20 protein-coding genes are annotated in these 17,640 nt (G+C 72.7%); 16 read left to right on the top strand and 4 right to left on the bottom strand.

Annotated features, from left to right (window positions below):
* Window positions 1-132: 132 nt before the first annotated feature.
* Window positions 133-348, top strand: coding sequence for a phospholipase D-like domain-containing protein (locus MOPEL_RS18830; RefSeq protein ID WP_009482491.1), 216 nt, complete (start codon window positions 133-135; stop codon window positions 346-348).
* A gap of 130 nt (window positions 349-478) precedes the next feature.
* Complete coding sequence (gene cutA, locus MOPEL_RS08560) at window positions 479-814, top strand: divalent-cation tolerance protein CutA (protein WP_009482490.1); 336 nt, start codon at window positions 479-481, stop codon at window positions 812-814.
* Between the two features lie 210 nt (window positions 815-1,024).
* Here cutA and MOPEL_RS08555 read toward each other — a convergent pair whose 3' ends face one another.
* Window positions 1,025-1,573, bottom strand: a complete 549-nt coding sequence (locus MOPEL_RS08555; protein ID WP_009482489.1) for an inorganic diphosphatase — start codon at window positions 1,571-1,573, stop codon at window positions 1,025-1,027.
* A gap of 153 nt (window positions 1,574-1,726) precedes the next feature.
* Between MOPEL_RS08555 and dacB the strand changes: the two genes are divergently transcribed.
* The 10 genes from dacB (at window position 1,727) to MOPEL_RS08505 (ending at window position 10,129) form a co-directional block, all read left to right on the top strand.
* On the top strand, window positions 1,727-3,232 hold the full coding sequence (gene dacB / locus MOPEL_RS08550) for a D-alanyl-D-alanine carboxypeptidase/D-alanyl-D-alanine endopeptidase (RefSeq protein ID WP_009482488.1): 1,506 nt from the start codon (window positions 1,727-1,729) through the stop codon (window positions 3,230-3,232).
* Window positions 3,233-3,284: 52 nt separating this feature from the next.
* A complete protein-coding gene (locus tag MOPEL_RS08545; protein WP_009482487.1) occupies window positions 3,285-4,409 on the top strand; it encodes an Rv3626c family coenzyme F420 biosynthesis-associated protein in 1,125 nt (374 codons plus the stop codon).
* Window positions 4,410-4,424: 15 nt separating this feature from the next.
* On the top strand, window positions 4,425-5,438 hold the full coding sequence (tilS, locus tag MOPEL_RS08540) for a tRNA lysidine(34) synthetase TilS (RefSeq protein WP_009482486.1): 1,014 nt from the start codon (window positions 4,425-4,427) through the stop codon (window positions 5,436-5,438).
* A 50-nt stretch (window positions 5,439-5,488) separates the two neighbouring features.
* Complete coding sequence (hpt, locus tag MOPEL_RS08535) at window positions 5,489-6,040, top strand: hypoxanthine phosphoribosyltransferase (protein ID WP_009482485.1); 552 nt, start codon at window positions 5,489-5,491, stop codon at window positions 6,038-6,040.
* 29 nt (window positions 6,041-6,069) lie between these two features.
* Window positions 6,070-6,654 carry a GTP cyclohydrolase I FolE gene (gene folE, locus MOPEL_RS08530; RefSeq protein WP_009482484.1) on the top strand — a complete coding sequence of 195 codons (585 nt, stop codon included), beginning with the start codon at window positions 6,070-6,072 and terminating at the stop codon, window positions 6,652-6,654.
* Window positions 6,651-7,559 (top strand): dihydropteroate synthase, encoded by a 909-nt coding sequence (folP, locus tag MOPEL_RS08525; protein WP_051992262.1) that lies wholly within the window; start codon window positions 6,651-6,653, stop codon window positions 7,557-7,559. Before folE ends, folP begins: the two co-directional genes overlap by 4 nt.
* The gene (gene folK, locus MOPEL_RS08520; protein ID WP_009482482.1) at window positions 7,556-8,449 is read left to right on the top strand and encodes a 2-amino-4-hydroxy-6-hydroxymethyldihydropteridine diphosphokinase; all 894 of its coding nucleotides are present in this window, start codon (window positions 7,556-7,558) and stop codon (window positions 8,447-8,449) included. Before folP ends, folK begins: the two co-directional genes overlap by 4 nt.
* A 133-nt stretch (window positions 8,450-8,582) precedes the next feature.
* Window positions 8,583-8,861: a hypothetical protein gene (locus MOPEL_RS08515; RefSeq protein ID WP_009482481.1), complete on the top strand. Its 279-nt coding sequence runs from the start codon at window positions 8,583-8,585 to the stop codon at window positions 8,859-8,861.
* Between the two features lie 210 nt (window positions 8,862-9,071).
* Complete coding sequence (locus MOPEL_RS08510) at window positions 9,072-9,410, top strand: histone-like nucleoid-structuring protein Lsr2 (RefSeq protein ID WP_009482480.1); 339 nt, start codon at window positions 9,072-9,074, stop codon at window positions 9,408-9,410.
* 53 nt (window positions 9,411-9,463) lie between these two features.
* Entirely contained in the window at window positions 9,464-10,129 is a 666-nt protein-coding gene (locus tag MOPEL_RS08505) for a (2Fe-2S)-binding protein (RefSeq protein WP_009482479.1), read from the top strand.
* 9 nt (window positions 10,130-10,138) lie between these two features.
* On the opposite strand, the gene ligD (MOPEL_RS08500) is transcribed toward MOPEL_RS08505, so the two are convergent.
* Entirely contained in the window at window positions 10,139-11,077 is a 939-nt protein-coding gene (ligD, locus tag MOPEL_RS08500) for a non-homologous end-joining DNA ligase (protein WP_009482478.1), read from the bottom strand.
* Complete coding sequence (gene ligD, locus MOPEL_RS08495) at window positions 11,067-12,044, bottom strand: non-homologous end-joining DNA ligase (RefSeq protein WP_051992261.1); 978 nt, start codon at window positions 12,042-12,044, stop codon at window positions 11,067-11,069. Before ligD (MOPEL_RS08495) ends, ligD (MOPEL_RS08500) begins: the two co-directional genes overlap by 11 nt.
* A gap of 245 nt (window positions 12,045-12,289) precedes the next feature.
* On the opposite strand from ligD (MOPEL_RS08495), the gene ku reads away from it, so the two are divergent.
* From ku to panC, 4 genes are all read left to right on the top strand, one after another.
* Window positions 12,290-13,315: a non-homologous end joining protein Ku gene (gene ku, locus MOPEL_RS08490; protein ID WP_009482476.1), complete on the top strand. Its 1,026-nt coding sequence runs from the start codon at window positions 12,290-12,292 to the stop codon at window positions 13,313-13,315.
* 1 nt (window position 13,316) lies between these two features.
* Window positions 13,317-14,189, top strand: a complete 873-nt coding sequence (locus tag MOPEL_RS08485) for an Fpg/Nei family DNA glycosylase (protein WP_009482475.1) — start codon at window positions 13,317-13,319, stop codon at window positions 14,187-14,189.
* 76 nt (window positions 14,190-14,265) lie between these two features.
* Window positions 14,266-15,153, top strand: coding sequence for a 3-methyl-2-oxobutanoate hydroxymethyltransferase (gene panB / locus MOPEL_RS08480; protein WP_040633618.1), 888 nt, complete (start codon window positions 14,266-14,268; stop codon window positions 15,151-15,153).
* On the top strand, window positions 15,150-16,001 hold the full coding sequence (gene panC / locus MOPEL_RS08475; RefSeq protein WP_009482473.1) for a pantoate--beta-alanine ligase: 852 nt from the start codon (window positions 15,150-15,152) through the stop codon (window positions 15,999-16,001). The genes panB and panC overlap by 4 nt, the downstream gene beginning before the upstream one ends.
* A gap of 314 nt (window positions 16,002-16,315) precedes the next feature.
* Here panC and MOPEL_RS08470 read toward each other — a convergent pair whose 3' ends face one another.
* On the bottom strand, window positions 16,316-17,569 hold the full coding sequence (locus tag MOPEL_RS08470; protein WP_009482472.1) for an MFS transporter: 1,254 nt from the start codon (window positions 17,567-17,569) through the stop codon (window positions 16,316-16,318).
* Window positions 17,570-17,640 lie beyond the last annotated feature (71 nt).

Here is a 17,640-nt window from a genome sequence, read left to right as displayed (position 1 = left end):
TCGCCCCCGACGAGTCCCTCCTGGCCGCCGTCACCGCCGCCGTCGCCGCCGCCGCCTACCGCGGCGTCGAGGTCGAACTCTTCGTCAGCGAACAAGGCCGACCAGTTCCCCGTCGTCGACGGCGTCACCGGCGTGCTCGGCAGCAGCGACATGGACATGCGGTCCTTCGGCCTCGACTACGGGATCAGCCCCTTCGGCCACGGCGACGGATTCGTCCGGCCCATCGACGACCTCGCCGACGTCTACCGGAGCCGCTGCCGCGTGCTCACCCTCGACGAGTGGGACGACCCCTCCGCCTTCCTCCGGTACGTCGACAACGCCTGCAGGCTCACCTCAGCGTTCCAGTGACGCCCCCGATCAGGACGTCCGTGCCTCCGCCGTGACACCCGCTCGTCTGTCAGGCTGAACCCGTGGGGGAGCCCGCCTCCCCCACGGGCGCCCGCACCCGCTGCGCCCACGAACTCGCCGAGGAGGCAGCGTGACCGAATGCGTCGAGGTCGTCATCACCGGCCCCACCCCGGAGTGGGCCGAGGACCTCGCCCAATTGCTCGTCGAGGAACGCCTCGCCGCCTGCGTGCACATCGTCCCCGAGACGCGTGCGGTGTACCGGTGGGAGGACGAGATCAACGACGACCCCGAGAGTCGACTCCAGGTGCACACCCGCGCCGACCTCGTGCCCGAACTCTCCCGTCGCGTGTGCGAACTGCACTCCTACGACGTGCCCTGCGTCCTCGCCCTGCCCATCGTCGGCGGCCTCCCCGCCTACCTCGACTGGATCGTCGCGACGACCCGCGAACCCGCGCCCACCGCCTGACCCCTCCCGACCCGACGCTTCCTCGGCTGCTCGGCGACGTCGACGGACACCCTCCTCGCCCTACGGCCGGGACGCCGTCCCCGTCGCGCCGCCGCCGCACAGTCGTGGCCACGGACGCAGACGTCGACAACGCCCCGGACACGCCGACGGCCCCGGCAGGAGCCGGGGCCGTCGGGGCCGTGCGCGGCGCGGAGCCGCGGGGCGGGACGATCAGTGGGCGTGCGGCGCAGGCCAGCGGCTCGTCGTCACACCGTTCTCCTCGGCGCGGGCGACGGCCTCGTCGATGATCCGCTCGGCCTCCTCCTTGCCGGCCCAGTGGGCACCGACGACGGACTTGCCGGGCTCGAGGTCCTTGTACGTCTCGAAGAAGTGCTGGATCTCCAGACGGTCGAACTCGCTCACGTCCTCGAGGGCCTGCACGTGCGAGACGCGCGGGTCCTTGGCGGGGACGCAGAGGATCTTGTCGTCACCGCCGGCCTCGTCACGCATGTGGAACATGCCGATGGCGCGGCACTCGATGAGCACGCCGGGGAACGTGGGGGAGTCGAGGAGCACGAGCGCGTCGAGCGGGTCCCCGTCCTCACCGAGCGTGTCCTCGATGTAGCCGTAGTCGCTCGGGTACTGCGTCGACGTGAACAGCATGCGGTCGAGACGGATACGACCGGTCTCGTGGTCGACCTCGTACTTGTTCCGCTGACCCTTGGGGATCTCGACGGTGACGTCGAAGATCTTCGGCGCTGAGGCCTCGTTGCCGGTCATGCTCGGACTCCTTCTGAGGTGGCGACGTATTCTCGCAGCACAGCATGTCATGCGTCCTCCCCCGGCGCGCCGGTTGAGGACCAACCGGCGGGAATCCCCTCGACGTCGAGGGCGAGGTGCCGACATGCAGGGGGAGTCCGAAGGGGAGTGGCCATGGGGTCGAATCGTCGTGCGCGCGTCGGACGCCGCACCGGTCAGGGCAGCGATGACGCGCCGACGGTGGGTGTCGTCGGCGGGCGTCGTCGCGCCCTCGCGGGGGCGCTCGCTGCGGTCACCGCTCTCGGCGGGTACGTCGCGCTCGACGTCGCCGACATCGTCCCCGGCGTCCTCACGACCGACACCCGCGCCGGCGCCCCGGCCCCCGGCGCACCGACACCCGCGGGCGACGCGCAGCCCGACACCGACCCGGCGCAGGCCCCGCCCGCGCCGCCACTCGCCGCGCTCGCGACAGACGCGCCCCTCCCACAAGGCGAGACCCTCCGGGCGCGCCTCGCGCCGGTCCTCGCGAATCCCGCGCTCGGCCCCTCCGTCGGCCTCGACGTCCGCGACGGCCTCACCGGGAAACGCCTCGTGGCCGCCGACCCCGACACGCCACGCACGCCCGCCTCGACGACGAAGCTCCTCTCCGCCGCGGCGATCGCCCACACCGCCGACCCGGCCGCGACGTTCACGACGCGGGCCGTCACCGGCGCGGGCGACGGCGACGTCGTCCTCGTCGCCGGCGGCGACACCCTCCTCGCCCCCGGCAAGGGCGACCCCGCCGCCGTCGCCGGGCGGGCGGGGCTCGCGGACCTCGCCCGGCAGGTCGCACGCTCCCTGCAGAAGCAGGGACGCAGCAGCGTGCGCGTCCACCTCGACGACACCTTCGCCGCCGGCCCGGCGCTCGCCCCCACGTGGGAACCCGGCGACGTGAGCCTCGGCCTCGTCGGCCCGGTGACGATGCTCGGCACGACCGACGCCCGCGCCCTCCCCGGCCACCCCGCCCCCGCCGATCCGGCCCTCCACGCGACGAGCGTCTTCGCGACGGAACTCGCCCGCGCAGGCGTCACGGTCACCGGCCGCCCCGACCGCACCCGCGCGCCCGAGGACGCGACCGAGCTCGGCGCCGTGCACTCCGCGCCCCTCGTCGACGTCCTCGCGCTCGCCCTCGACGAGTCCGACAACACCCTCACCGAATCCCTCGCCCGCAGCACCGCCGCCGGCCAGGGCGTCGCCCCCGAGTTCCCCACCGTCGCAGACTGGGTGCGCGGCCGCCTCGGTGAGTCGGGCCTCGACATCCGTCGCATCGCCCTCGTCGACACGAGCGGCCTCTCCCGCGACACCCGCGCGCCCGCCTCGGCCCTCGGCGACCTCCTCGCCGGTGCCACCACCGGCAAGGACCCCCGGTTCGCCGACGTCGTCGCCCGCCTCCCCGTGGCCGGTCTCACCGGCACCCTCGGCGAACGGTTCCACGACCCCGTCGCCCGACCCGCCGCCGGGCTCGCCCGCGCGAAGACCGGCACCCTCACCGGAGTCCACGCCCTCGCCGGCACCGTCGTCGACGCCGACGGCAGACTGCTCGTGTACGGAGTCCTCGCCGATCGCGCCGGGGGAACGCCCGAAGCGCGCGCGGCGTTGGATTCCATGGTCGCCACCCTCGCGTCCTGCGGGTGCCGATGACGACGTGCCCACCGCCCACCCGGGGCGGTGGGAGAGCCGAGGAGAGATCACCGTGACGCCCCCTTCGCCCACCCCCTCGCCGAGCGTGCCTGCGTCGAGCCCGGGCGCCGGGGGCGCCGACGCCCCACGGGCGTTCGTCGACTGGGGGCTCGCGCGGTCCACCGCCCGTCGTCTCACCCCGTCCGGCCCCGCCGTGAGCCGCGACGACGCGGCCCGTGCCGTCGCCGAGCTGCGCGAGGCCGCGGCCCGTGCCCACGGCCCCGTCGCCGAGACCGCCCGGCTCCACACGCCCGCCGACCTGCCGCCCGCGATGATCGTCGACCGCGGCACGTGGGCCGACGTCAACATCACGTCGTTCTCCGGGCTCATGGACCCGGTCGTCGCCCGCCTCGTCGACCGGCCCGGGCATGCGATGCCGCGCCCGATGCGCAAGGCCGGCGGCACGATCTCGGGCGTCGAGGTGGGCACCCTGCTCTCCTTCATGGCGACGAAGGTCCTCGGCCAGTACGACATCGCCCCCGCGGTCGGCCTCGAGGACGCCCGACTCCTCCTCGTCGCCCCCAACGTCGTCGACGCGGAACGGACGATGGGTGTCGACCCCACCGACTTCCGCCTCTGGGTGTGTCTCCACGAGGAGACCCACCGCGTGCAGTTCACCGCCAACCCGTGGCTGCGTGAGTACATGATCGGCCGCTCCCGACACCTCCTCGACGAGCTCGCCCCCGACCTCGACACCCTCCGCGACCGCCTGGGCACGCTCGTCCGCGGCGCCTCCGACGCGTTCAAGGAGGGCGGGCCGGGGCTCGTCGGCCTCGTCACCACCCCGGAGCAGCGGCAGCACATCGACGAGGTCACCGCGCTCATGTCGCTCCTCGAGGGGCATGCCGACGTCGTCATGGACGACGTGGGCCCCCGGATCGTCCCCACCGTCACCGAGATCCGCAGCCTCTTCGAGCAGCGCCGCGACGGACTCGGCCCCGTCGACGTGCTCCTGCGGCGCCTCCTCGGCCTCGAGGCGAAGATGCGGCAGTACCGCGAGGGCGCCGCCTTCGTGCGGGGCGTCGTCGACCGCGTCGGCGTCGACGACTTCAACGCCGTGTGGACCTCACCAGAGACCCTCCCGACGGCCGCGGAGATCGCCGACCCGCAGCGCTGGATCGCCCGCGTCCACGGCTGACGGGGGCCGACCGCCGTGCCCGGCCCCCACCCCGCCGTCGCCGCCACCCGGCGCGCCGTCCGTCGCGTGCTGGAGGAGATCCCCTCGCCGCGGCACGTCCTCGCCGCCGTGAGCGGCGGTGCCGACTCGCTCGCACTCGCCGCCGCGCTCGCGTTCGAGTGCGATCCGCGGCGGCCCGCCGTCGTGCGGGCGGGGGACGTCCGCGCCGGGGCCGTCGTCGTCGACCACGGCCTCCAGGAGGACTCGGCCGCCGTGGCCGCCAGCGCCGCCGCGACGTGTCGCGACCTCGGGCTCGACGCCGAAGTCGTCCGCGTCGAGGTCGCCCCGGCGGGGGAGGGCGGCCCCGAGGCCCGCGCCCGCGAGGCCCGCCACGCCGCGCTCGAGGACGCCCGGCTGCGGGTGGGGGCCGACGTGATCCTCCTCGGCCACACCCGTGACGACCAGGCCGAACAGGTCCTCCTCGGCCTCGTCCGCGGATCGGGGACGCGCTCCCTCGCGGGCATGCCGCCCCGCCGCGGACACCTCCGCCGCCCCTTCCTCGACCTCGACCGCGCGACCACCCGTGCCGCCTGCGAGGCCGCCGGGCTCCTCCCCTGGGACGACCCCCACAACGACGACCCCCGGTACCTCCGCGTCCGCGCCCGCGCCCTCCTCGCCCGCGTCGAGGACGACCTCCCCGGCACGTCCGCCGCCCTCGCCCGGAGCGCCGACCTCCTCCGCGACGACGCCGACGCCCTCGACGCCCTCGCCGACGACCTCCTCGCCCACGTCGGCGGAACCTCCTGCCCCGTGGGCCTCGTCGCCGACCGACCCGCCGCCCTGCGCCGTCGGGTGTGGCGCGGACTCGCCGTCGCCGCCGGGGTTCCCGCGGGCGACCTCCGCGCCGGGCACCTCGCCGCCATCGACGCCCTCGCCGTCGACTGGCACGGCCAGGGGCCGGTCGACCTGCCCGGCGGGACCCGAGCCGTTCGGCTCGCCTCACCACCCCGCATCCGGATCGGCTACTCGCCGCCGCCGCGCGTCCGATAGCCTCGCGACATCCGGTCCAGCCCAGACCCACCAGCCCAGCAGGAGGAACCGTGGACGCCGAGCACATGTCGGGTGACCTCGAGAAGGTGCTCTTCACCGAGGAGCAGATCCACGCCCGGCTCGACGAGCTCGCCGCGGAGATCTGGCGCGACTACGAGGGCAAGGACCTCCTCCTCGTCGGCGTGCTCAAGGGCGCGGTCGTCGTCGTCTCCGACCTCATGCGCGCCCTGCCCGGCACGGCGCCGATGGATTGGATGGCGATCTCCTCCTACGGCTCCGGCACGAAAAGCTCCGGCGTCGTGCGGATCCTCAAGGACCTCGACACCGACATCACCGGCAAACACGTCCTCATCATCGAGGACATCATCGACTCCGGCCTCACCCTGAGCTGGATCAAGGCCAACCTCGCCTCCCGGCACGCCGCCTCCGTGGAGATCTGCACGCTGCTGCGCAAGCCCGACGCGGTCAAGGTCGACGTCGGCGTCAGGTACGTCGGGTTCGACATCCCCGACGCGTTCGTCGTCGGCTACGGCCTCGACTACGACGAGAAATACCGCAACCTGCGCTGCATCGGCACCCTCGCCCCGCACGTCTACTCCTGACCCCCACTCCTCAGCGACAGAGAACCGTCATGCCCGTCCAGCCCCCCGTCGACCTCGAACGCGTCGAGCGCGCCGTTCGCGAAATCCTCCTCGCCGTCGGGGAGGACCCCGACCGTGAGGGGCTGCGAGAGACGCCCGCCCGCGTCGCGCGCTCCTACGTCGAACTGTTCGCCGGTCTCCGGGCGGACCCCGCCGACATCCTCGGCACGACGTTCGACATCGAGCACGAGGAGATGGTCCTCGTGCGAGACATCGAGCTCTACAGCACGTGCGAGCACCACCTCGTGCCGTTCCACGGCGTCGCCCACGTCGGCTACATCCCGGGCCGCAACGGGCAGGTCACCGGTCTGTCGAAGATCGCGCGTCTCGTCGACGTCTACGCCCGACGCCCCCAGGTGCAGGAGCGGCTCACCACCCAGATCGCCGACGCCCTCGTCGAACACCTCGAACCGCGGGGCGTCATCGTCGTCCTCGACTGCGAGCACCTCTGCATGTCGATGCGCGGCGTCCGCAAGCCCGGCGCCCGCACGACGACGTCGGCCGTGCGCGGTCAGCTCCGCGCCCCGGCCACCCGCGCCGAGGCGATGAGCCTCATCCTCGGCGGCGGACGATGACCGCCCCCGACGGTGCGGGCGTCGCCACCGGCGCGACCCCGGCGGAGCGGCCCCTCGTCATGGGCATCGTCAACGTCACGCCCGACTCCTTCAGCGACGGTGGCCACTGGGCCGACACCGAGACGGCCGTCGCGCACGGACTCGACCTCGCCCGGCAGGGTGCCGAGATCCTCGACGTCGGTGGCGAGTCCACCCGCCCCGGCTCCCGGCGACCGAGCGAGCGGGAGGAACTCGACCGCGTCCTGCCCGTCGTCTCCGCCCTCGCCCGCGCCGGGCTGCGGATCTCCGTCGACACCATGCGCGCCGGTGTCGCCGCCGCGACGCTCGACGCCGGCGCCGAGATCGTCAACGACGTGAGCGGCGGTCTCGCCGACCCCGAGATGATCCCCCTCGTCGCCCGCACCGGCGCCACCTACGTCGCCATGCACTGGCGCGGTCACGGCGAGGTGATGCAGCAGCACGCGGTCTACGACGACGTCGTCGCCGACGTCCGCCGTGAGCTCCTCGAGCGGGTGGACGCGATCCTCGCCGCCGGGGTCGCGCCCGAGCGTCTCGTCCTCGACCCCGGACTCGGGTTTGCCAAGACGCCCGCGCACAACTGGCAGCTCATGGCCCACCTCCGTGAGATCACCGACCTGCCCTATCGGGTGCTCGTCGGCGCCTCCCGCAAGACCTTCCTCGGCCGCCTCGGCGGCGTCGAGGAGCCGGTGCCCCCGGCACGTCGGGACGCCGCGACTGCCGCGACGAGCCTCCTCTCCGCCCAGGCCGGCGCCTGGGCCGTGCGCGTCCACGACGTGCCCTCGACGCTCGCCGCGCTCCAGGTGTACGAGGAGGTCGCCGCCGCGGCCACCTCCGCCGACGGAGCGGCCCCCGATACGGCCCGCGGGGCCGGGGCGTCCGCGTGAGCGACCGCATCGTCCTCACCGGCGTCCAGACCGACGGCACCCACGGCGTGCTCCCCGAGGAGCACGAGAAGCCGCAACGATTCGTCGTGGACGTCGTCCTCGAGGTCGACCTGCAACCCGCAGGCGGTAGCGACGACCTCGCCGACACCGTGAGCTACGCCGACGTCGCCGACGACGTCGTGGCGATCGTCGAGGGCCCGCACGTCGACCTCGTCGAGACCCTCGCCGACCGCATGGCCGCCGCCGCCCTCGCCCACCCCGGCGTCGAGGCCGTCGAGGTCACCGTCCACAAGCCGGACGCGCCGATCCCGCACCCGTTCGCCGACGTCGCCGTCCGCATCCGCCGGGAGCATGCGCACCGCTTCGTCGTCGCCCTCGGTGCCAACGAGGGCGACCCCCGGCGGACGCTCGCCTCTGCCGTCCGCGCCGTCGCCGGTCTCGACGGCGTCCGCGTCGACGGCGTCTCCGACCTCTTCGAGACCGACCCCGTCGGCGGGCCCGAGCAGCCCGCCTACCTCAACGCCGTCCTCGTCGGGCACACCCGGCTCGCGCCGGCGACCCTGCTCCGGCGACTCCATCGCATCGAGGCCGACCACGGCCGTGTCCGACAGGTGCGGTGGGGGCCGCGCACCCTCGATCTCGACCTCGTCCAGCATGGCGACCCGCGCCGCGACGACGACGTCGTCGTCGACACCGAGACCCTCGTCCTCCCCCACCCCCGCGCTCACGAGCGGGGATTCGTCCTCGTGCCCTGGGCCCAGGTCGACCCGCAGGCCGGTCTGCGAAGGGGGGACGAGGTCGTTCCCGTCGTCGATCTCGTGGCTCGTCTCGACGCCGAGGGACAGCCCGCGGGAGTCCGCGTCGCGGAGGCGTGGCACCCCGAGTGGTGACGTGCGGGCTGCCCGCGAGGCCGTCCCGCCCCTCTCCCGGTGATCGCGGCCGCCCGTCCGCGGAGCGCGTGGAACGGCGTTCCGGCGGTCGGGGTACCGTGGTGCCGTTCCGCCCCAGAAGGAGGATTCCAACATGAACGTGATGGGTGAGATTCTCGCCGGCCTGCTCCCCTCCATCGGGATCGGATACCTCTTCTACAAGATCATGCGTCTGCTCCTCGAGGGCGACCGCCAGGAACGCGCCGCCTATGCGCAGTGGCAGGCCGAGCACGACGCGGAGCGTGCGGGTCGGGCGGCCACGACGACCGGGACGCATATCCGGTCCGGCGCGGATTCCGCGCCCACGGCCGGCATTTCCACGCGCGCCCCGCAGTCGGGCGTCGACAACGGCGGGGCCATCCCCCGCGACTGATCGGGGTCTTTGAGGAGATGCGCGGCGGGACCGCCGTCGATGCGCGTCGGGGTATGTGGGCGTCGGACATCCGAATGGGCCGCGGACGGAAATGAAGGAAATGTCCCGGCCGAGTGTTCACGGGGTCCGTCGATATCGTAGGGTTGGCTCGCCCGAGCGGGAAGAAGCCTCGTTCAGGTTCAGCGAAACCCAGCATCCGGGAGTATTCACATGGCCCAGCGCGTGCAGGTCATCCTCGTCGACGACATCGACGGCGGACAGGCCACGGAAACCGTCACGTTCGCCCTCGACGGCGTGAGCTACGAGATCGACCTCTCCGAGGCGAATGCCGCGCGCCTGCGCGATTCGTTCAGCGAGTGGGTCGGGAATGCCCGCCGTGCCGGTGGGCGCAAGACCGCCGGTCGCCGTGCGGCCGCCGGTGGCGGTCGTCGCACCGACCTCAACGACGTCCGTGAATGGGGCCGCGAGAACGGCTTCAAGGTGAGCGATCGGGGCCGCGTCTCCGGTGAGCTCCAGGCCGCCTACGACAAGGCGCACGGCAAGGCGTGAGACGGCGCGGGCGGTGATGCCCGCGTGCGGGCGACGACGTAAGGGGGCAGCTGATGGGTGCACACCCCGACCTCGATGATCTCGCCGCAGACATCACCACCCACATCGGGTACGTCGACGTCCTCGCCGAAGGGCTGGGCACGGCGCTGCCCCATTCGTGCGCACAGATCCTCACCGCCCAGGAGGCGGGGGAGGACCCCACGGCCTCCTGGCGCGAGGACGTCGGACGCGCGCAGGAACGGCGTTATCGGAGTGCGGCACCCCCGACCGTGGGTGCCGCATTCGTCATGCAGTGGTACTTGCAGGTGGTCGCCGTCCCGGCGGCATTCGCGGCCGTGCTGCGCGACTGGGTTCCCGACGTCTCGCCCGAGGCATTGCGTTTCGATCTCGACGACGTCGAGAGGTATCCCGTCGCCGAATCCCTCGGTGGCTCCGGGATCCATCGGGTGCCGCATCCCCAGATGCGTCTCGTCGAGGCCCGCAAGGCGTACGAATCCCATGCGATGCGCTTCGCCGACTCCTACTCCCCCGGCGTGAAGATGGGAAGTCGGCAGCGTTACGGCCTCGTGCGTGACACGTGGGCGGCGAGTCTCGACACCGCGCGGACGTCCGTTCTCGGAGAACCGAGCAGGTTGGGTCTGCGGGAATCGTGCTGCTTCCTCTTCGCCCTGCCCGGGGCGATCACATGTTCGCGGTGCCCCCGGCAACGGCTTCGGTGACGCGCGGCGTCATCGCCCCCCGAGAAGGTCACCGAGGGAATCGAGACGCGAGATCACCTCACGCGGAGTGAGTTGCTCGAGCGCAATGGGATCCTCCGCGCCCTTCTCGATCTCCTCCCACGTGCGTGGCGCGGCCGCGAACGGCGAATCACGCTTTCCCCGCAACGAATAGGGGCAGATCGTCGTCTTCGCGGCGACGTTCTGGCTCCAGTCGAGGAAGATCTTTCCGCCACGCGCCTGACGCGCCATCGACGAGAGCACGAGGTCGGGGTGCTCCGACTGGAGGTGGTCTGCGATCGTCTTCGCCATCTCGCGGGTCTGCTCCGACGGGGTGAGTGCCGGCAGGAACGCGTAGAGCTGCAGCCCCTTGCTGCCGGACGTGACCGGGACGACGTCGTCGAGTCCGGCGTCGACGAGCACGTCGCGGACGAGGAGGGCGACCTTCGCGCACTCGTGGAGGCCCGCGGGGGCGCCGGGGTCGAGGTCGACGACGAGGCGGTCGGCGTCGAGGCGACGTCGTTCGGCGGTCTCCGCCTCCTCCGTCGTGCCGTCCTGCGCGACGCGCCACTGGGGGACGTGGAGTTCGAGGGCGCCGACCTGCCCGAGCCACACGAGTCCGGGGACGTCGTCGACGAGGGGATAGGTGACGAGCTCGTCCGCGCGGCGGGAGTGCGGGGAGACGAGCGTGACCCGCCGCATCCACGACGGCGCCCCGGAGGGGAGGTTCTTCTCGAAGAACGACTCGCCGGAGACGCCGTGGGGGAACCGCAGGCGGGTGGCCGGGCGGTCGTGGAGCTGGGCGAGGATCGCGGGCGCGACCTCGCGGTAATAGGCGATGACCTCCGCCTTCGTCATGCCCGTGCCGGGGAACATCACCTTCTCGAGGCTCGTGAGGACGAGCACCCGGCCGTCGACCTCGACGCGGACGCGGGAACGGTCATCGGCCATCGGTGGGCTCCTCGCTCGTGGCGGGCTCGGCGGCGGCATCCGCGACGTCCGCGGTGACGTCGGCCGAGGTGAGATCGGGGCGCAGGCCCCGGTAGGTCGGTTGACGGAGCCGCCCCTGTGCGGCGAGGCCGAGGCTCTCGACGTCGACGACGGTCTCCGGGCGGAGCCAGCGGGCCCCGGCCGCGTCCTCGCGGGGGACGTCGGCGAAGGGGCACTCCTCCGCCGCGAGGGGGGCGAGGTGCGCGAGGAGGTCGCGGCCTGCCTCCCCGGCGAGGCCGCTGCCGACCCGCCCGAGGAGGTCGAGACGGCCGTCGTCGCGGGGCACGCCGACGAGGACGGCCCCGAGGCGTCGGTGGGCGCCGGTCTCCTCCCGCCACCCTCCGACGACGACGCTGCGTGTCGTGCGGTGGGGACGCTTGAGCCAGTAGGGGCTCCGCTCGCCGGGGAGGTACCGGGAGTCGCGACGCTTGCTCACGACCCCCTCGAGTCCGTTCTGCGCGGTGACGTCGAGGAGGAGTGCGCCGTCGTCGTAGACCTCCGGGACGGCCCACCGGTCGTGCTCGAGGCTCGGGGCGAGCGCCTCGAGGAGGGCACGGCGCTGCGCCCACGGCTCGCCGGTGAGGTCGCGACCCCCCAGGGCCATGACGTCGAAGAGCATGACGGTGACCGGCCGCGGCCGAGCCCGCCCCGCGCGAACGGGCCCGGAGATGCGGTCGGCGAGGGCGTGGAGGGAGGGGACGCCACTCTCGTCGAGGGCGACGATCTCGCCGTCGAGGACGAGGTCGGGCAGGACGAGGCCGCCCAGCTCGGGGAAGCTCGCCGTGATGTCGCGTCCCGACCTGCTCGTGAGATGCAGAGCGCCGCCGCGGATCTCGGTGACGACCCGCCATCCGTCCCACTTCACCTCGTGGACCCACGCCGACCCTTCCGGCACGGAGTCGGTGAACGTCGCGAGCATCGGGCGCATGCCTCCATGATCCCCGTCGGACCCCCTCCGGCCCGGGACATCGGCGTCGACGCCGCCGAGTTCACCGCCGGGATCGGGCGAGCGTGCCGGTGAGGGGGCGACCGACGACGTCGCAGACCGCCACCCCGTCGGGGCGTTCACCTCCTCCGCGGCGCGTCCGCCCTGGGAGCAGCGGGGCGGGCTCCGTTCGCACGCCGGGGCACGGTGCCGCATGCTGGAGATCGCATCTCGATCAGGGAGGTCCCATGCGGGCGATCTGGAAGGGGGCCGTGTCCTTCGGCCTCGTCACCGTGCCGGTGCGGCTCTACTCGGCCACGGAGAACCACGACATCCAGTTCCGGCAGGTGCGCGCGAGCGACGGCTCCCGCATCCGGTACAAGCGCGTGGCCGAGGCCGACGGCGAAGAGGTGCCCTACGACGAGATCACCAAGGGGTACGAGACGGCCGACGGTCGCATGGTCGTCCTCTCCGACGACGACCTCGCCTCGCTGCCGAGCCGCAGCAGCAAGGAGATCAGCGTCGAGAAATTCGTCCCCGCCGAGCAGATCGACCCGATGCTCCTCGACAAGAGCTACTACCTCGAGCCGGAGGGTGCCGCGGCCAAGCCGTACGCGCTGCTCCGGGAGGCGCTGCGCGACACCGACCGGGTCGCCGTCGTCACCGTCTCGATCCGCACGCGCCTCACGATGGCGGTCCTGCGGGTGCGGGACGACGTCATCGTGTGCCAGACGATGCTGTGGCCCGACGAGATCCGCGCCGCCGACTTCGGCGTCCTCGACGACGTGCCCGACCCCACCGACAAGGAGGTCGCGATGGCGAACCTCCTCGTGGAGTCCCTCGCCGACGACTTCGAACCGAACGCGTACGAGGACGACTACGCGAAAGCCGTCGAGAAACTCGTCGCCCGCAAGATCGACGGCGCGAAGGTCGTCGCCGCTCCCGAGCCCGAGGAGGATGCCGGTCAGGTCGTCGACCTCCTCGCCGCCCTGCAGAAGTCCGTCGAACGGGCCAAGGCCGGACGTGGCGCGAAGGACGCCGACGAGAAGGACACCTCGAAGGGCTCCTCGACGACGTCCTCGAAGGACGAGGAGTCGGACGAGGATTCGTCGTCCGAGGGGAAGGCCGAGAAGAAGGCCGCGCCCACGAAGTCGGCCGCGAAGAAGACGGCGGCGAGGAAGGCTCCGGCGAAGAAGAAGGCCGCGACGAAGTCCACCGAGAAGGACACCGCGTCGGAGGGTGAGGGCTCCGGCGGCGACCGCAAGGCCGGTTGAGGTGCCCGAGGGTCACACGATCCACGCGCAGGCGCGGCGGCTCGACCGGGCGTTCCGGGGCCGGCCCGTGCGGGTGAGCAGCCCGCAGGGGCGGTTCGCCGATTCCGCGGCGCTCCTCGACGGCGGCGTGTTCGAGGCGGCCGAGGCGGCGGGCAAACACCTGTTCCTCCACCACGAGGGCGACCGCATCGTCCACGTTCACCTCGGGCTCATCGGGTCGTTCTCGGTCGTGCCCCACGACCACGGTGACGGGGACGTGCCGGTCACCGGCACGGTGCGGTTGCGGATCCGCGACGACGCGCACGTCGCCGACCTGCGGGGACCGAACCTCTGCGAGCTCGTCACGGAGGAGAAACACGACGCGGTGCTCGCCAAGCTCGGGCCCGATCCGCTGCGGGAGGACGCCGACCCCGACCGGGCGTGGGCGAAGATCTCGCGCAGCGGGCGGTCGATCGCCGAGCTCCTCATGGACCAGTCGGTCCTCGCGGGCGTCGGCAACGTCTATCGGTGCGAGGTGCTGTTCCGTCATCGCGTCGACCCGTTCCGGCCCGGCCGGGAGATCCGTCGCGCGACGTGGGACGTGCTGTGGGAGGACATCACCGCTCTTCTGCCGCTCGGCGTCGCGTTCGGGCAGATCATCACGATGACCGACCAGGTCGAGGACGCCCAGGAGTGGATCGCCCGCGCGCCCGAGGAGGTCGACACCTACACGGCGACCCTCACCGGCGCCGCGCACGGCACCCACTACGAACGGCGGTTCTTCGTCTACAAGCGCACGGCCGAGCCGTGCCTGCAGTGCGGTTCGACGATCCGCACCGAGAAGGTCGCCGGACGGCAACTCTACTGGTGCGGGCGGTGCCAGCGGCGCCGGTGACGGCGTGATGCGGCCACGCCGCGAGGACGACCGGCCGGGGCGCTCCCGGGTGGGGCGGCTGCCTAGTCTTGCGCCCATGCGCACGACGACGCGGGACATCGCCCGCCTCCACGCCGAGGGCCGCCGGTTCACGATGGTCACGGCGTACGACTACACGAGTGCCCGCCTCGCCGAGCGGGCCGGCATCCCGCTCATCCTCGTCGGGGACTCCCTCGGCATGGTGATGCTGGGTCACGACTCGACGCTACCGGTGACGGTCGACGACATCGTCCACCACGCGCGTGCCGCCGTCCGCGGGTGCGAGACGCCGCTCGTCGTCGGCGACCTGCCGTTCCTCACGTACGCGACGACGGCGGATGCGATCGACGCGGCCCGCCGGGTCATGGCCGAGGGCGGCTGCGGGTCGGTCAAGATCGAGGGCGGACGCACCGTCGCGGGCACCGTGCACACCCTCGTCGACGCGGGCGTGCCCGTCATGGGGCACCTCGGGTTCACGCCGCAGTCGCAGCACACGATCGGCCTGCGCGTACAGGGTCGCGACACCGGTGCGGCGCGGCGACTCGTGGAGGACGCCCTCGCGTTGCAGGACGCCGGGGCGTGGTCGATCGTGCTCGAACTCGTCCCCGCACCGCTCGCCCGCGAGGTCACGGCGCGGCTCGACATCCCGACGATCGGCATCGGCGCCGGCCCGCACACCTCCGGTGAGGTGCAGGTGTGGCACGACGTCCTCGGTCTCTTCGACGCCCACGTCCCCAGGCACACGCGGCGGTTCGCGACGCTCGGCGACCAGGCCGTCGAGGCGTTGCAGGCGCTCGCGGCCGAGGTCGAGGCGGGCGCGTTCCCCGGGCCGGAGAACAGCGCCCGCATGGACGAGGACGCCCTCGCCGCGGAACTCGCCGGGCTCGACACGGTCGTCGGACACGACGGGCTCGGCGGGACGGACGGGGCGGGGGCGCAGGCATGAAGGTCGTGACGACGCGGGCGGAGGTCCGTGAGGAGCGGGCGCGGCTCGGGCGGCTCGGGTTCGTGCCGACGATGGGGTATCTCCACGACGGGCATCTGAGCCTCGTGCGCCGGGCGAAGGAGGAGTGCGGGCACGTCGCGGTGTCGATCTTCGTCAACCCGACGCAGTTCGGGCCGGGGGAGGACCTCGCGAGCTACCCGCGCGACCCCGAGCGTGACCTCGCGCTCCTGGAGGAGGCGGGTGTCGATCTCGTGTGGCTGCCGCAGCCGGGGGACGTGTACCCGTCGGGGTTCGCGACGACGGTCGAGGTCGACGGCGTCACGGACGTCCTCGAGGGGGCGTCTCGGCCCGGGCATTTCGCCGGGGTGGCGACGGTGGTGTCGGTGCTGCTAGGGGTCGTGCGTCCGGACGTGTTGTTCGTCGGTCAGAAGGATCTTCAGCAGTCGGTGGTGCTGCGGCGGCTCGCAGCGGATCTCGCGCTCGTCGACGAGGTCGTCGTGTGCCCGACGGGGCGGGAGGCCGACGGGCTCGCGCGGAGCAGCCGCAACGCCTACCTCGACGCGGAGGACCGGCAGGCGGCGACGGTGCTGTCGCGGGCGCTGCGGGCCGGTCGGGCCGCCTACGACGCGGGCGAACGCGACGCCGAGACGCTGCGTCGCACGATCCGGGAGGTCGTCGAGGGCGATCCGCGGGCGGAGATCGACTACGTGAGCCTCGCCGACCCCGAGACCCTCGTCGAACTCGACGGCCCCGTCGACAAGGCCGCCGCCTCCCTCGCCGTCCGCATCGGCCGCCCTCGCCTCCTCGACAACACCCTCCTCCACGAGGCGGACCCCGGCCTCGGGTGATCGAGTGGCCGTCGTCGCCGCCGGCAGGTCGTGGCCGGCGCACACGACGACGGTGAGCGTGCCTCCGGGTGCCGCCGTCGCCTCCGGACCACATCGCCGGCGCGAGAGGCGGTCCGAATGACGATCACCGGTGAGCGGCGACCTCGCCCCCCCATCCGATCAGCCCGTTGACCTGCGGTTTCGTCGCGACGCCCCTGTCCCTCCCGGGCCACGTCCTCATCGGGGATCGCATCTCGGGCCGCGTCGGCGGGCCCGTGAACGACGAACGGACCCCGCCCTCGTCGGGGTGGGGTCCGTTCCGGTCGGGTGAGGCGTCAGTCCGAGAGGTCGCGGCCCTTCGTCTCGGGCAGGGTGAGCATGGTGAGGGCCGAGACGACACCGAGCGCGATGGCGTACATCGGGAAGGCGCGGGGGCCGAACGCCGTGCCCATCCAGGCCTGCACGTACGGCGCGGTGCCGCCGAAGAGGGCGATGCAGACGGCATACGGGATGCCGAACGCCGAAGCGCGGGACGCCGTGGGGAACATCTCGGCGTACACGGCGGGCGCGATCGCGAGGTCGGCCGAGAGGATCACGCACATCACCGAGATCGCGAGCGCGAGCTGCCACGTCTGATCCTGGACGAGGTTCAGCATCGGGATGTACATGACGGCGGAGCCGATCATCGCGAACAGCAGGAGGGGCTTGCGGCCGATGCGGTCGGACAGCATCCCCCAGAACGGCAGGCTGGCGATGAGCGCGGTGTTGCCGATGATCGACGCCCAGAACGCCTGCTGCGTGGAGAACCCGAGGGTCTTGACGGCGTAGGGCGTCATCGCGACCGACCACACGTAGTAGGTGACGGTGAGTCCGGCCGTCATGCCGATGACCTGGAGGGCCTGGCGGCGGTGGTGCCACACACCCGCGAGGATGCTGCGCGTCGGCAGTCCCTCGGTCTCCTTCTCGTTCTCGAAGACCTCGGACTCCTCCATGCGGGTTCGGATCCACATGGCGAACAGGCCGAAGATCGCACCGAGGAGGAACGGGATGCGCCAACCCCACGCGCTCATCGCCTCGTCGGAGAGAACGATGTTGAGGCCGAGGCCGAGGAACATGCCGAAGAGGAGGCCGACGGTGCCGCTCGCGTAGATCGAGCTCGCCCACAGTCCGCGACGTGCGGGCGGGGCCGCCTCCGCGATGTACGTCTGCGCCGAGGGGAGCTCGCCGCCGTGGGCGAGGCCCTGGACGAGCCGGGCGAGGAGGAGGATCGCCGACGCCCAGACGCCGACCTGGTCGTAGGTCGGGCAGATCGCGATGAGGAGCGACCCGACGGACGCGCAGATGACGGCGACCATGAGCGAGTGCTTTCGACCGATCCGGTCGGCGAGCCACCCGAAGAGGTAGCCGCCGAACGGGCGGGCGATGAACCCGACGGCGAAGATCGCGAGCGTCGAGAGCAGCGCGGAGGTGGGGTCGGCCTTGGAGAACAGCTGGGCGGCGATGAACGTCGAGAACGTCGCGTAGACGTTCCAGTCGTACCACTCGAGGGCGTTGCCGATGCCGGTGCCGACGATCGCGCGGCGGGCCACGGCGGCGTCGGTGGGGGAGGACGTCGCAGACGACGCCGGCGGTGCAGGGGTGGAGGACACGGGGATCCGTT

This window comes from Mobilicoccus pelagius NBRC 104925 (genome assembly GCF_000247995.1).
In the GTDB taxonomy this organism is placed as follows: Bacteria; Actinomycetota; Actinomycetes; order Actinomycetales; family Dermatophilaceae; genus Mobilicoccus; species Mobilicoccus pelagius.
Note: the sequence above shows the minus strand (reverse complement) of the source record. Positions and strands in the feature narration are given on the sequence as shown.